Origin of the sequence: Dechloromonas sp. ARDL1 (assembly GCF_051122455.1) — a bacterium.
Taxonomy (GTDB): domain Bacteria; phylum Pseudomonadota; class Gammaproteobacteria; order Burkholderiales; family Rhodocyclaceae; genus Azonexus.
In genome coordinates this window covers 3,290,885-3,304,905 of sequence record NZ_CP168939.1, presented here as the reverse complement: position 1 = coordinate 3,304,905, position 14,021 = coordinate 3,290,885, and the positions used below count along the sequence as shown (strand labels likewise).

Below are 14,021 nucleotides of genomic sequence, written 5' to 3'. Positions count from 1 at the left end.
CTGATCAACAGGAGGAGACAACCCATGAAATTCCGCGCTCTCGCACTTGCTGCAGCCGTTTCTGCCGTCGGCCTGACTTCGGCAACCGTATCCACCGCGGCCTTTGCCCAGGCCAAGGAGCAGTTCTTCCCGGTCCTGGTGTACCGCACCGGTGCCTATGCCGCCAACGGCAACCCCTGGGCCAACGGCTACGTCGATTACCTCAAGCTGGTGAACGCCAAGGGCGGCGTCAACGGCGTCAAGCTCTCCTTCGAGGAGTGCGAATTCGGCTACGCCACCGACCGCGGCGTCGAGTGCTACGAGCGCCTGAAGGGCAAGGGCGCCACCGTCTTCCAGCCGCTGTCGACGGGCGTCACCTTCGCTCTGACCGACAAGGCGCCGGTGGACAAAATTCCGCTGGTGACCGCCGGCTACGGCCGTAGCGAATCGCAGGACGGCTCGGTGTTCAACTGGAACTTCCCGCTCCTCGGTACCTACTGGGTCGGTGCCGATGTCGCCATCCAGCATATCGCCAAGCAGGCCGGCGGCCTCGATAAACTGAAGGGCAAGAAGATCGCACTGGTCTATCACGACAGCCCGTTCGGCAAGGAGCCCATTCCGCTGCTGCAGGAGCGCGCCAAGATGCACGGCTTCGAGCTGATGCTGCTGCCTGTGGCTCACCCGGGCGTCGAGCAGAAGGCAACCTGGCTGCAGATCCGCCAGGCGCGTCCGGACAACGTCCTGCTCTGGGGCTGGGGCGTCATGAACTCCACCGCCCTCAAGGAAGCACAGGCCACCGGTTTCGCCCGCGAGAAGATGCTCGGAATCTGGTGGGCCGGTGCCGAACCCGATGTCAAGGACGTCGGCGCCGGCGCCAAGGGTTATGCCGCGCTGACCCTGCAGCACTCCGCCGAGCCGAATTCCAAGGTGGTCAAGGACATGCTGGAGATGGTGCACGCCAAGGGCCAAGGCACCGGGCCGAAGGAAGAAGTCGGTTCCGTGCTCTATATGCGCGGCCTGATCTCCTCCATGGTCGCCGTCGAGGGCGTGCGCAAGGCGCAGGAACGCTACGGCAAGGGCAAGGTCATGACCGGCGAGCAGACCCGCTGGGGCCTGGAAAATCTCAATCTCGACCAGAAGACCCTGGACGGCATGGGCTTTGCCGGCGTGATGCGTCCGGTGCAGACCTCCTGCCTCGATCACATGGGTTCGTCGTGGGTACGCATCCAGACCTGGGACGGCACCAAGTGGACGCCGGGCGCCGACTGGTACCAGGCTGACGAGAAGCTGCTGCGCGGCATGGTCCTCAACGCTTCGCGCAAGTACGCCGAAGAGAAGAAGATCACGCCGCGTACGCCGGAACAGTGCAAGCAATAAGGTGAACCTCGGCTCCCGCGCTCACTCGCGGGAGCCTTTCACGAGAGTCGAATATGACCGCCACCCCGAATACCTTCCTCAGTGTCAACAACATCGAGGTTATCTACAACCACGTCATCCTCGTCCTCAAGGGCGTCTCGTTCACCGTGCCGGAAGGCAGCATTGTCGCCCTGCTCGGCGGCAACGGTGCCGGCAAGACGACGACCCTGCGCGCGGTGAGCAACCTGTTGCACGGCGAACGCGGCGAAGTCACCAAGGGTTCTATCGAGCTCAAGGGCGAGCGCGTCGAGTCCTTGACTCCGGCCGACCTGGTGCAGCGCGGCGTCGTCCAGGTCATGGAAGGCCGCCACTGCTTCGGCCATCTGAGCATCGAGGAAAACCTGCTCACCGGCGCCTATACGCGAACCGATGGCAAGGCAGCGGTGCAGGAAAGCCTGGAGAAGGTTTACAACTTCTTTCCGCGCCTGAAGACCCGGCGGACCAGCCAGGCCGCTTATACCTCGGGCGGCGAACAGCAGATGTGCGCCATCGGTCGTGCGCTGATGGCCAACCCGAAGATGGTGCTGCTCGATGAACCGTCGATGGGATTGGCTCCGCAGATCGTCGAAGAGGTGTTCAGCATCGTCAAGGAGCTGAACGAGAAGGAAAAGGTCACCTTCGTCCTGGCCGAGCAGAACACCAGCATCGCGCTGCGTTATGCCGATTTCGGCTACATCCTGGAAAACGGGCGTGTGGTGATGGAAGGCTCGGCGGCCGATCTGCGCGACAACGAGGACGTGAAGGAGTTTTACCTGGGCTTGTCGTCGTCGGGGCGCAAGTCGTTCCGCGAAGTAAAACACTACCGTCGCCGCAAGCGCTGGCTTTCGTAATGGCAGTGCGCCGCTCATGGCGGCGTTGTTGGCGGGCTTGTTTGCAAAAGCAAACGGCGCCCGTCTCCGCCTTGCCTTGAGCGGCTACTTTGCCATTCCAGGTGCCGTGCGGGGCTGCCATGACTAACCGGAACAAACGGAGAAATTTGAAATGAGCTATTACGACCCGCTCGAGACCCGCGATCCGGATGAGCGCGAGGCGGATTTGATGGACAAGCTGGCACGCCAGGTGGCGCATGCCAAGGAAACGACACACTACTATTTCCAGACCCTGGCCGGGATCAATCCGTTCGATTGCGCGACGCGCGAGGCGTTGTCGCGCTTGCCGCTGACCCGCAAGCGCGATTTGATCGAACTGCAGAAGAAGCATCCGCCGTTCGGTGGCCTGAACGCCTTGCCGCGCCACAAGGCCAAGCGCGTCTTTGCTTCACCGGGGCCGATCTACGAGTTGCAAGGCGTGGACATGGATCACTGGCGGATGGCCCGCGTGCTTTATGCCGCCGGCTTCCGCAATGGCGATCTGATCCACAACTGCTTTTCGTACCACTTCACGCCGGGCGCCTTCCTGATGGAGGGTGGGGCGCGCAAGCTGGGGTGCGCGGTCTTTCCTGGCGGTGTCGGGCAGACCGAGCAGCAGGTGCAGGCCATGGTCGACCTGCGCCCGGACGGTTATGTCGGTACGCCGTCCTTCCTGCGCATCATCGTCGAGAAGGCCGAAGAAATGGGCGCCGACATTTCGTCGCTCAAGAAGGCGCTGGTCTCCGGCGAAGCCTTGCCGGGCGTCACCCGCAACTGGCTCAACGAGCGCGGCATCACGGTGCGCCAGTGCTATGCGACGGCCGATATCGGTGCCATCGCTTACGAAACCGATGCCGAGGAGGGCTTGGTCGTCGAAGAGGAGTTGCTGGTCGAGATCGTTCGTCCAGGTACTGGCGACCCGGTCGCGCCGGGTGAGGTCGGCGAAGTGGTGGTGACGACCTTCAACCCGGATTATCCGTTGATCCGCTTCGCGACCGGCGACCTGTCCGCCATCATGCCCGGACGTTCGTCCTGCGGGCGGAGCAATATTCGTCTCAAGGGCTGGATGGGGCGCGCCGACCAGACGACCAAGATCAAGGGCATGTTTGTGCATCCGGAGCAGGTCGCCGAGATCGCCGGCCGTCATCCGGAAATCCACCGCATGCGCCTGGTGGTCGACAATCCGGGGGGGCAGGACCGCATGGTCCTCCATTGCGAGATCGAGGCCGGTCACGAGGCGCTCGACAAGGCCCTGGTCAACAGCCTGCGGGAAGTGACCAAATTACGCGGCGAAATCGCCTTTGCCGCGCCGGGGGGCTTGCCCAACGATGGAAAGGTGATCGAAGATAGCCGGGTCTATTGATCCGGAACGCTTCCATGCGCTATCTCCTTGCCGTGCTCGTCGCTCTGGCGCTCAACGCCCAAGCCGACGATGCGCCGTTGCGTCCTTCGGCACGCCTGCTTTTCAAACAGCCGGAAATGCTCCGTCCCGGCCAGTGTGTGCGTTACGAGGAGGGCGGGGCGGGCTGGGTGGTCACTGATCCGGTGTTCTACCTGAAAGGCGAGGTGCTTGCCAGCGAGGTGCGGACCCGTCGCCTGGGCCGGTGCCCGCTGGTCCCGGGCAAGAATATCGAGCAATACACGCGGGCCGAGTTCAACCGCCACGCACTGGCCTATCCCTGCGTTGATCAGGGGGTTCCTGAGCGCGACGAGCAGATCGGCATCGTTCGGATTCGGGTCATTGACTGGGAAACGCCGCATGCCCGCAAGGCGGAAAACGCCGGGCGGCTCTATCGTGGCGCGTTCATCGATCGCCGGCTGGAGAAAGGCATGGAGATCGAGCTCGAAGCCGATCTGCTCGGCATTTGCGAGCGCTGATGCGCCGGCTTAGGCGCTGCGCGGCAGGCTGACCGCCCCCGATTCGACCAGGCGGTCGATTTCCGCTGCCGACAAGCCGAGTCGGGCCAGGCATTCGCGGCTGTTTTCGCCGAGCAGGGGCGGCGGTCCCTGAATGGCGCCCGGTGTGCGCGACAAGCGCGGTGCCGGTGTCGGCTGGGTGACGCCGGCGATGTCGACGAAGGCTTCCCGGGCCTTGTTGTGTGGGTGTGCCGGGGCTTCCTTCATGCTCAGCACCGGCCACACGCAGTCGTCCGTATCGGCAAATAGCGCTTCCCAATGGGCGCGCGGCTGGCTGCGGAAAATGCCTTCCAGCCGATCCTTCATGGCCGGCCAGTGCTGCGTGTCGTATTGCCTGCCGGCGAATGCCGGGTCGCCGCCCAAGCCCAGGCGGTCGACGAAAGTCTGGTAGAACTGGGGTTCGAGCGGGCAGACGCTGATCCACAAATCGTCGGCGCACTGATATACGTCGTAGAACGGGGCGCTCGAATCGATGGCGCATTGGCCTTGCCATTCGCCCAGCGCCTCCAGATTGAACAGGCCATGCGCCAGCACCGCGGCGCCCTCGCACATGGCGGCATCGATCACCTGGCCGAGGCCGCTACGCCTGACCTCGAGCAGCGCGCAGGCGATCCCCCAGGCCAGCATCAGCCCGCCGCCGCCCATGTCGCCGACCAGGGTGGGTGGCGCCCACGGCGCGCCGCCGTGGCGGCGACCGGTGTCGAGCACGCCGGCAATGGCGGCGTAGTTCGCATCGTGGCCGGCGCGTGGGGCGAGCGGGCCGCTTTGCCCCCAACCGGTCATCCGGGCGTAGATCAATTTCGGGTTGCGCGCCAGGCACTCCTCCGGGCCGAAACCCAGGCGTTCCATGACGCCCGGGCGGAAGCCCTCAAGCACGACGTCGGCCTCGTCGACGAGGCGCTGCACCAGCGTCTTCGCGTCCGGGTGCTTGAGATCGATGCACAGCGATTTCTTGCCGCGATTGGCGACGGCCTTGCGCCCCCCGCCAAACAGTTGCGAGGCGAAGGTGCCGCCCGCCCGTTCCAGAAGGGTGACTTCCGCACCCATGTCGGCGAGCAGCATGCCGCAAAAGGGGCCGGGGCCGATGCCGGCGAATTCGACGACCTTGATGCCGGCCAACGGGCCGTTCTGTTGGACTTGGGCGTGTTCTTTTTCCATGATCTCGGTGAGCGCGGGAAGGGGCTTGTGGCAGTCAGGCCTCAAAAGGCCATTTTAGCGTGTGACGATGCGTGCATGATCGGGCAAACTGCCATGGTTTGGGTTGAGTACTTCACGGATCGGGAATCATGAACAAGCATGCCGACGAACTGCTGGCGCGCATTCGCGCCCTGCAGGATGAGCTGGAAGAAGAGTACCGCGCGAAACGCGAGGAATGGGCGCAGAAAAGAGATGAACTGGCCGACGAATTCCTGCGCCAGCAGCGTCGCTACAAGATCGGCCTGTTCCGCTTCCTGCTACGCAGCCGCCTGCTGGTCGTCCTCAGCGCACCGATCATCTACGCGGGCTGGATTCCCTTCCTGCTGATGGATCTGTTTGTGACCATCTATCAGGGCATCTGTTTTCCGATCTACCGGATACCGAAGATCAAACGCTCGGAATATCTGGTCTTCGATCGCGAAGATCTGCCCTACCTGAATATCATTGAGAAATTCAATTGCTTCTATTGTTCCTACGGCAATGGTGTCATCGCCTATGCGCGGGAGGTGGCGGCGCGGACCGAACAGTATTGGTGCCCGATCAAGCATGCGCGGCGTCTCCGGACAGCCCACGAACGCTATCCGAAATTCTTCGATTACGGCGATGCCGAAGCCTACCGCCAGGGGCTTAAACGGCTGCGCAAGCAGTACGAGGAGGATTGAGGCGACCTGGCTTTCCGGAACCGCCCGAAACCTGTCCCGGGCTGGCCGGAGAAGCCTGCGCATGTAGCGCACTCAGGCAGGGGGCTCCGGCCAAGGTTTGATCAAGCCTTGCGGCCGAACAGCCCGCGCACCGCTTCCTGAAGGTCGGCCGGCAGGACCACCAGTTTGGCGTTGTCCTTCTCACCCATGCGCTCCAGCGCGGCGATGTATTTTTCGCCCAGCATGTAGGACATCGGGCCGGTGTGCTCGCCGATTGCACTGGTGATGCGGCGAATCGCTTCGGCGGACGCCTCGGCCAGCATGACCTGGGCATTGGCATCGCGCTTGGCCGATTCGAGCCGGGCTTCCGCCTCGAGGATGGCGGACTGTTTTGCCCCTTCCGAGCGGGTGACGACCGCCTTGCGCTCGCGTTCGGCGGCGGCCTGCATTTCCATCGCCTTCTGCATCGATTGCGACGGCTTGATGTCCTGGATTTCGACCGACTTGACGGTCAGTCCCCAATCCACCGCTTCGTCAGCAATGCTCTCGCGCAGGCGTGCCTTGATCTTGTCGCGCGACGACAGGGCCTCGTCGAGTTCCATCTCGCCGACGATCGAGCGCAGCGTGGTCATGATCAGGTTGCGGATGGCTTCGGAGAAATCGGTCACGCCATAGACCGCCTTGACCGGATCGGTCACCTTGATGAACGCGATGGCGTTGGTCAGGATCACCGCGTTGTCGCGCGTGATGACCTCCTGCTCCTGAACGTCGAGGATGATGTCCTTGGTGACAAGCTGGTAGGCGATCTTGTCGAGATAGGGAATGACGATGTTGAGGCCGGGCTTCAGGGTGCCGTGGTACTTGCCGAGCCGCTCGACGATCCATTCCTCGCCCTGCGGCACGATCCGGACGCCTTTGGCGATGGTGACGGCGACAAAGGCCAGGAGGGCAAGAACGACGACGAATCCGGGGCTGACTTCCATGAGTGACTCCTTGCTGTGAATACGTCCTAAATCTTGCTGACCGTCAGGAAACTGCCTTCAACGGCGACAACCTTCACCCGCTCTCCCGTCGCGATGGGGGTGTCGGCCATGCAGACCCATTCTTCAGAGCCGAGGACAGGGCGCTGGAAACGTACCTTGCCGCGTTCGAAGGGGGCGACCGCGCTGACCAGTAGGCCGATTTCACCCACGGCTTCGCCGGCGGCGGTGCCGATCCGCGTCTTGTGAAAGCCCGGTTTGAAGACCTTGAACCAGAGCATGACCATGGCCAGCGAAGCGGCGGTCCAGATTGCCAGTTGCACTGTCAGGGACAAACCGGGGATGAGGACCGCGAGCAGCCCGACGAGCAGTGCGCCGAGGCCGAACCAGACGACGAAAAAGGATGGAATGAGCAACTCGGCCAAGATCAGGCCGATGCCGCCGACTATCCATGCCCACCATTCAAGTTGCATAGCGTTCTCCTTGCTGTACTGAGTATTTCGGGTTTGGCGCGCAGGGTCAAGGCCGATTGTGGATTGTCCCGATGTCTCCGGTTGCTGCCCGGAATTAGAATGGCCGGATGAGTACCGCCTTGCTCCTTCTCCCCGATTTCGCCCTGATCCTGCTCGGTGCCGGTATCCGACGCTGGATGCACCTGGGCGACCATTTCTGGAATGGCGTGGAGAAGCTGGTTTATTTCATTCTGTTTCCGGCCCTGCTCATCAACGCCATCGTAAAGACCCGTCTCGATCTCGCCGCGGCGCTGCCCTTGCTGGCCACCGCTTTTGCAGCGATGGCCGGCGGCATGCTGCTCGGCCTCGTGCCCCGGCTGTTTACCCGCTTGCCGGCGCTGACCTATGCCTCGATGTTCCAGTGTGCCTACCGTTTCAACTCCTACATCGCGCTGGCGGTCGCCGGGATGCTCTTCGGTGCGCCGGGTATCGCAACGATGGGCTTGATCGTCGGTGCGGCGGTTCCCTTTGCCAACCTGGTCTCGGTATGGATGCTTGCGCGCCATGGCGAGGTCGGGTTGTGGCGCGAGGTGGCGCGCAATCCCCTGATCTGGGGAACGGCCACCGGCTTCATTCTCAATCTCGCCGGCTTCGTGCCTCCGGCTCCGTTGCAGGCTTTCCTGGGGCGTCTTGCCGACGCCTCGATCGCCCTCGGCCTGATCACCGTCGGTGCCGCCTTGAGGCTGGATGGGGCTGCCGGCGTCAAGGTCTTCGCCGGCTGGCTGGTTGCCGTCAAATTGCTGGTGCTGCCGCTGATCGCGATTGGTGTGGCTTCCCTGCTCGGGCTTTCCGGGCTCAATTTCCAGATCGTCGTGCTGTTCGCCGCCTTGCCGACAGCTTCCTCCGCCTACATCCTGGCCATGCGCATGGGGGGGGACGGGCGCAGCGTCGCTTGGCTGATTTCCGCGACGACGCTGGGTTCGATGCTGACCTTGCCGGGCTGGGCTGCCTGGCTGTCGCGCTAGAGGCGTTTGCAAGGGCCGGTTTTTTGGCGCCCAGGTTGGTCGGGTTCCGGCTGACGCCGGAACCCAGTCGGGTGCCTACTTCTTGCCGCGTGGTGCTTTCGGCTTGCCGGCGACCGCTTCGGCGGCGGCAGTGGTTGCCACCTGGGCGGCCGCTTCGGCGTGTTGCTGCATTTGCTCGCGCATCTGCTGCATCATTTGCCAAGGCCACATGGCGGCGTCGGAAAGCGTGCCGTGCGCCGGGTCGGCTACACCCTGGAAAAAATGGGGTTGCGGGGCGGGGGCTTGTTGCGCAGCGTCGGGCGCCAGCGACTTCGCGGCATCGGACGCCATCTTGCTCATGGCCTGCACCGCGCCGACAGTCGTGCGTTGCATTTCGAGGCCCTGGATCGTCATCTGCAGCATCGACAGGTTCATGCGCAGCCAGCCCTCGACGGCCTTCATGTCCTTGATGCGCTTGTCCAGTTCGTCGACATCGAAAGTCGGTGCCACCATGCCGGGTAGCGAGAATCCCATGTTGCCCCACATGCTGCGCATGAAGTTGAGCGGGTCGTGCACTTGATCGTCAGCCATGTCGGTCTCTGAATCGCCCCGGGTTTCGTAGAGGCTCCGAGGTTTAAGTGCAGGCGGTCGTTGCCTGCACAAGGGATTGTGAATAGTACCGTTCCTCCGCCTCGGCGGGCGGGATGTTTCCGATGGGCTCGAGGAGTCGAGTGTGATTGAACCAAGTCACCCAAGTCAGGGTGGCCAGCTCCAGGGACTCGATGGTTTTCCAGGGGCCCCGGTGATAAACCAATTCGGCTTTGTAGAGGCCGTTGATGGTTTCAGCCAGGGCATTATCGTAAGAGTCGCCTTTGCTGCCGACAGAGGGCTCGATGCCTGCTTCGGCCAGCCGCTCGGTGTAGCGGATGGAAACGTACTGGCTTCCCCTGTCTGAGTGATGAATCAGTGCCCCGTCACGCTTGGGCTGTCGGTCATACAGCGCCTGCTCAAGCGCATCGAGGACAAAATCGGTACGCATTGACCTGCTGACACGCCAGCCGACGATACGACGAGCGAAGACATCAATCACAAAGGCGACATAGACAAATCCCTGCCAAGTAGAGACATACGTAAAATCAGAGACCCACAGTTGGTTCGGGCGCTCGGCCTTGAACTGGCGATTCACCCGATCCAGCGGGCAAGGCGTACGGGTGTCGCTGAAGGTCGTTTGCATGATCTTGCCGCGCCTGACGCCTTCCAGGCCAAGATGCTTCATCAGCCGTTCGACCGTGCAACGCGCCACGGGCGTTCCCTCACGGAGCAATTGCCGCCAAACCTTGCGGACACCATAGACTTGGAAATTGGCCTGCCAAACCCGTTGAATCTGAGGAATCAGCAATTCATCCCGTTGCGCCCTGGCGCTCCGCAGGGAAGGATTGCGTTGCCGGGCAGCGTGACGCCAATAGCCAGACGGGGCAACCTGCAATAGCTTGCAGAGCGGCTCGACCCCATATGTCTCCCGGTGCCGGTCAATAAATGTCCTCACTTCTTCTTGAGGCGGTCGAGCTCCGCCTGCGCGAAAAACGCACTGGCTAGCCGCAGAATTTCGTTGGCCTGACGGAGCTCCTTGTTCTCCCGCTCCAAGGCTTTCATACGCTCACGCTCATCGGTGGTTATCCCATCGCGCCGGCCCGTATCCACTTCATGTCGCTTGACCCAGTCATGCAACGTCTGGGCTGCGCAACCAATCTTCGGGGCTATCGATTCAATGGCTGCCCATTGCGACGGATGTTCTTTGCGGGCTTCTTGTACCAGCCTCACCGCACGTTCTCTGACTTCAGGGGAATATCTGTTTGATTTGCTCATCATGGCTCCATTCTCTCAGGTAATGGAGCCTCCTCAATTCCCGGGGCGATTCACTCCGTTCTTTTTGAACTTCCATCTTAAACCCGGAGCGAATGGTTTGGGTGATATTGATGTAGCCTCGGCCGACGGGCAGGGTCAAGTCGCGTGCAAGCCGTGATTTACCGCGCGGGGTATGCGAAAATGATAAATTGCCGTGCAGATAGAGAGGGGGGGGTATGTTGAAACTGTTGGTGGTTGAGGATCACGCACTGGTTCGCGAAGGCCTGGTTCGTCTGCTCGGGCAGATGGAGCCCGGGGTCACGGTCCTGGAGAGTCCGGATTTCGAATCAGCGCTCAATGTGCTCGATGCTGAGGGCGAGTTCGATCTGGTCCTGCTCGATCTGGCCTTGCCCGGCATCGACGGCTTTGCCGGCCTGGATATCCTGCGCCGCCGCTACCCAGCCATGCCGGTCGCCGTGGTCTCGGCTTTCGACGACGTGCCGACCATTACCCGCGTCCTCAATCTCGGTGCCTCCGGCTTCATTCCCAAGGCCTTCTCCGGCGAGGCCCTGCTTTCGGCAGTCCGCGAAGTGCTGGATGGCAACATCTTCCGTCCTGTCGGACAGTCCGCGGCGCCGACGCTGGATGCCGAAACGCCGATTCCGCCGGTCAAGCACGGCGTGCGTCCGGACGAGGTGGGGCTGACGGATCGCCAGGCTCAGGTTCTGGCCCTGATGGTCCGCGGCCTGACCAACCGCGAAATCGCGGATCAGTTGGGCTTGTCGGAGGGAACGGTGAAAATCCATGCAACTGCCGTGTTCAAGACACTCGACGTCAGCAGCCGCACCCAGGCCCTGGTTGCCGTGGCCCGCTACGGCATCGATTTCGAAAGCGTTTTCTGAAGCTGGCTGATCAGCGCGCGTAGTTTTGCGGGGCGTACCGGCGTTGGCAGCGCGTGTACGCCGCTGGGCAGGTCCGGCGATGACTCCACCGGCTGCTCGCCGAGCAGCACGATGAGCGGCATGCCGGGGGGGCGACCGCCGGGGCACAGGGCTGCCGCCGCCGCCAGGTCTGCGATGACCACGGTGCGTAGCGATGACTGGCCAGTATTGCCATCCGGCAGCATGCGCACCTCGTATTCCCAGCGCTTTGCGAGTTCGGCGCAGTTCTGCAGCTCTGGCGAGTTGCCGATGCAATCGACTTTTTCGGCTGGTGCGATTTTTCGGGGCGCGGCTGGTTGTGGGGCGACAGGCCGGAAACCGTCGACGTGGAGCGTGAAGCATGTTCCTTCACCGGTCCGTGATTTCAGCTTGACCTCGATGTCGAGCGCCTTGGATAGCCGGTCGACGATGGAGAGCCCCAGGCCGAGTCCCTTGTTCTGCTCGCGTGCGGCGTTGCCTACCTGATAGAACTCGGCAAAGATCGCCGCCTGGTGTTCGGATGCAATCCCGATACCGTTGTCCCTCACCTCAAGGGCGACTTTGTTGCCTCTTCGCCGTGCCGCGAGCAACACACGACCGCCGGGCGGGGTATAGCGCAACGCATTGGACAGCAGGTTGGCGATCATCCGTTCGAGCATGACCGGATCGGTTTCGACCCACAGCGGGGACGGGCGAATGCGTAGTGTCATGTTGCGATCGGCAGCCGCCCGGCGAAAGGCATCGGCGAGGCGCTGAAAGATCGGTTGCAGCGGCGAGGGGCGTGGTTCAGGCTTGATGCCGGCCACATCGAGTCGCGAAATGTCGAGCAGCGAATCGAGCAGTTCGCCGAGGAGCGTGGTCGAGGCGGATATTTGTTCGGCCAGATGGGGAAGCTCCTGCGTGTTGGCGCTGCGGATCTGGCGCTGCAGATCGGCGGCAAACAGCGAGAGGGCATGCAAGGGTTGCCGCAAGTCATGGCTTGCGGCGGCCAGGAAGCGGCTTTTTGCCGTGTTGGCGCGCTCGGCGGCGTCTTTTTGTCCGGCCAGTTCCAGTGTCGCTTCCTGAACGCGTTCTTCCAGATGCTCGTGGCTTGCTGCCAGTTCGGAAGTCATCCTCGCCATTTCGCGAACCTGTCGTCGAGCGAGTGTCGAGCTGACGAGGAGGACAATGACCACCAGCGTGGCGATGGTTCCCAATTCGAACAGCCGATTGTGCCAGCTGGCGAGTACGGTGCTTTCGGGAATGGCGCTCAGGATGCGCAGGTCGGGAAAACCGGGAACGGCGGTCAGCGAAACAAGGAGGCCGTTGTGGCGATTCAGGCCGAATTCACCGAGCTGGCCCTTCAGTTTTCCGGTAAAGAGCACGGCGTCGGCCTTGGCGCCCAAGATGGGGGATTGACGACTCAGGTCGGTCGGTCGGCAAGAGGCGACAATTTCGCTCTTCGCGTTGATGAGAACCGACTCGAAATCATCGGAGAGCCGGTTGGACCAACAGAAGTCCTGCAAGTAGGCCGGTTCGATGGCACCAAACACGGCACCGCTGAACAGACCGTTGTCGCCGGTGACGCGGCGGGCGATCCCGTAGGTATAGCGTGCCGAATTGCGTCCGATGTACGGACCATAGGTTGCCCCTTCGGCACCACCCTCCAGCGCCGTGAAGTAAGGGCGGTCGCGGACATTGATCTGGGGGGCCGGGAAATAGGTCGAAATGAAACGCTGGTTGCCTTTTTCGTCAAAGATGATCAGGTCACGCAACTGCGGCATGGCGCGCGAGTGGCGCTGGGCGATGTATTCCCATCCCTTGCTGGCATCCCAGTCGCGCCAGCTGCGCCGGCTATGCGACAGATCGGTGGCTGTTTCGCGCAAAAGAACATCGACCGCCTCGAAACTTCGCGCCGTATGCTCGGCCATCATCAGGCTGAAGTGTTGCAGTCGTCGCTCGCCGGCTTCCTGGTCGCGATGGCGGGCGACGACGAGGTCGGCAAGAAACAGCAACAACACGACCAGCGTGCCGACTAGCGAAATGCTCAGGGCGAGGGTTTCGGGCTTGCGCTTGGCCATGCCGGGCTAGCGTTGGTAGCAGTAGAGCGGGCGGGGCGGCACGCAGTCCACTTCGATCACACGGTCTGGCGTGGCGCCGGGCACCGGAAAGCTGTTGCTGATGAATACGCTGCCAGGCTTCATTTCGGCCTGTACTTTCTCCCATAGCCTGGCCATCGGAGCTGGGGAGAGGAAGGCGTAAACCACGTCGTAATCGCCGAGCCGGGCTTGCCACATGTCTTCCCAGCGCCAGTCGATATTGGGGCGGCCGATGCTGAGGAGCCGTCCGGCCAGGCAGGTCAGCGGTGCGTTTTCGTAGCCGGTGAAGCGGCTTTCCGGGAGCGTGTCGGCCAGCGGGATCGTGGTGCTGCCGAGTCCGGCGCCGAGATCGAGAAAACGGCTCGTACCGCGTTCCGCCAGCAGATCGGCCAGGGCCTGCACCGTTTGTTTGTTGGACAGGTAAAGCGGTACCTGTCCGGTTAACGCGCCACGATAGACGAGCAGCAGCAGGATGGCGGCGAGCAGGAACCAGCCCGGGTCGATGGCCAGCGTATGAGTGAACCAGACCAGCGGCATGAAACCGGCGTGGATTACCCGCCACCACCACGGCTGGCGCGACAGGGTGGCGAACAGCCAGGCGGCAGCACCGATGGCGAGGCTCGTTTCCAGCCAGGGCATGGCCTCTCCCCGCAGGCCGAAATACGGCCAAGCCAGGGAGAGGATGAGAATGGCAGCGGCGCCTTGTAGCGCCAGCTGGCGAATCGGGGGTGAGGACATCCGCCG

14 protein-coding genes and 1 other annotated feature are annotated in these 14,021 nt (G+C 62.6%); of the genes, 7 read left to right on the top strand and 7 right to left on the bottom strand.

Annotation, left to right across the window (positions count from 1 at the left end; genetic code table 11):
- The first annotated feature begins 24 nt into the window (after positions 1–24).
- The 4 genes from AB6Q56_RS16455 (at position 25) to AB6Q56_RS16440 (ending at position 4,121) form a co-directional block, all read left to right on the top strand.
- A complete protein-coding gene (locus AB6Q56_RS16455) occupies positions 25–1,356 on the top strand; it encodes an ABC transporter substrate-binding protein (protein WP_434514133.1) in 1,332 nt (443 codons plus the stop codon).
- A gap of 53 nt (positions 1,357–1,409) precedes the next feature.
- On the top strand, positions 1,410–2,225 hold the full coding sequence (locus tag AB6Q56_RS16450) for an ABC transporter ATP-binding protein (RefSeq protein ID WP_434514132.1): 816 nt from the start codon (positions 1,410–1,412) through the stop codon (positions 2,223–2,225).
- A gap of 151 nt (positions 2,226–2,376) precedes the next feature.
- Positions 2,377–3,606, top strand: a complete 1,230-nt coding sequence (locus tag AB6Q56_RS16445) for a phenylacetate--CoA ligase family protein (protein ID WP_434514131.1) — start codon at positions 2,377–2,379, stop codon at positions 3,604–3,606.
- A gap of 14 nt (positions 3,607–3,620) precedes the next feature.
- Positions 3,621–4,121, top strand: a complete 501-nt coding sequence (locus AB6Q56_RS16440) for a hypothetical protein (protein WP_434514130.1) — start codon at positions 3,621–3,623, stop codon at positions 4,119–4,121.
- A 9-nt stretch (positions 4,122–4,130) separates the two neighbouring features.
- Here AB6Q56_RS16440 and AB6Q56_RS16435 read toward each other — a convergent pair whose 3' ends face one another.
- Entirely contained in the window at positions 4,131–5,318 is a 1,188-nt protein-coding gene (locus AB6Q56_RS16435; RefSeq protein WP_434514129.1) for a CaiB/BaiF CoA transferase family protein, read from the bottom strand.
- Positions 5,319–5,446: 128 nt separating this feature from the next.
- Here AB6Q56_RS16435 and AB6Q56_RS16430 point away from each other — a divergent pair, with 128 nt between their 5' ends.
- On the top strand, positions 5,447–6,019 hold the full coding sequence (locus tag AB6Q56_RS16430; protein ID WP_434514128.1) for a hypothetical protein: 573 nt from the start codon (positions 5,447–5,449) through the stop codon (positions 6,017–6,019).
- A 101-nt stretch (positions 6,020–6,120) separates the two neighbouring features.
- Here the strand turns inward: AB6Q56_RS16430 and AB6Q56_RS16425 are convergent, their stop codons facing one another.
- Both AB6Q56_RS16425 and AB6Q56_RS16420 read right to left on the bottom strand, forming a co-directional pair.
- Positions 6,121–6,981 (bottom strand): SPFH domain-containing protein, encoded by an 861-nt coding sequence (locus AB6Q56_RS16425; protein WP_434514127.1) that lies wholly within the window; start codon positions 6,979–6,981, stop codon positions 6,121–6,123.
- Positions 6,982–7,007: 26 nt separating this feature from the next.
- Positions 7,008–7,451, bottom strand: a complete 444-nt coding sequence (locus tag AB6Q56_RS16420) for an NfeD family protein (RefSeq protein WP_434514126.1) — start codon at positions 7,449–7,451, stop codon at positions 7,008–7,010.
- Positions 7,452–7,558: 107 nt separating this feature from the next.
- Here AB6Q56_RS16420 and AB6Q56_RS16415 point away from each other — a divergent pair, with 107 nt between their 5' ends.
- Positions 7,559–8,455 (top strand): AEC family transporter, encoded by an 897-nt coding sequence (locus AB6Q56_RS16415; RefSeq protein ID WP_434514125.1) that lies wholly within the window; start codon positions 7,559–7,561, stop codon positions 8,453–8,455.
- A 75-nt stretch (positions 8,456–8,530) separates the two neighbouring features.
- Here the strand turns inward: AB6Q56_RS16415 and AB6Q56_RS16410 are convergent, their stop codons facing one another.
- Together AB6Q56_RS16410 and AB6Q56_RS16405 are read right to left on the bottom strand one after the other, a co-directional pair.
- Complete coding sequence (locus tag AB6Q56_RS16410; RefSeq protein WP_434514124.1) at positions 8,531–9,025, bottom strand: PhaM family polyhydroxyalkanoate granule multifunctional regulatory protein; 495 nt, start codon at positions 9,023–9,025, stop codon at positions 8,531–8,533.
- A 43-nt stretch (positions 9,026–9,068) separates the two neighbouring features.
- Positions 9,069–10,300 (bottom strand): IS3 family transposase gene (locus AB6Q56_RS16405; protein WP_434517128.1). Its coding sequence is split into 2 segments (ribosomal slippage): positions 9,069–10,012 and positions 10,012–10,300, totalling 1,233 coding nucleotides; the frame shifts between segments, so codons are not numbered across the junction.
- Positions 9,906–10,022, bottom strand: a sequence feature (AL1L pseudoknot). (Overlaps the previous gene by 117 nt.)
- A 215-nt stretch (positions 10,301–10,515) precedes the next feature.
- On the opposite strand from AB6Q56_RS16405, the gene AB6Q56_RS16400 reads away from it, so the two are divergent.
- Positions 10,516–11,181 carry a response regulator transcription factor gene (locus tag AB6Q56_RS16400; protein WP_434514123.1) on the top strand — a complete coding sequence of 222 codons (666 nt, stop codon included), beginning with the start codon at positions 10,516–10,518 and terminating at the stop codon, positions 11,179–11,181.
- Here AB6Q56_RS16400 and AB6Q56_RS16395 read toward each other — a convergent pair.
- Together AB6Q56_RS16395 and AB6Q56_RS16390 are read right to left on the bottom strand one after the other, a co-directional pair.
- On the bottom strand, positions 11,151–13,259 hold the full coding sequence (locus tag AB6Q56_RS16395; protein WP_434514122.1) for a sensor histidine kinase: 2,109 nt from the start codon (positions 13,257–13,259) through the stop codon (positions 11,151–11,153). The genes AB6Q56_RS16400 and AB6Q56_RS16395 overlap by 31 nt on opposite strands.
- Before the next feature lie 6 nt (positions 13,260–13,265).
- Positions 13,266–14,015, bottom strand: a complete 750-nt coding sequence (locus AB6Q56_RS16390; RefSeq protein ID WP_434514121.1) for a class I SAM-dependent methyltransferase — start codon at positions 14,013–14,015, stop codon at positions 13,266–13,268.
- Positions 14,016–14,021 lie beyond the last annotated feature (6 nt).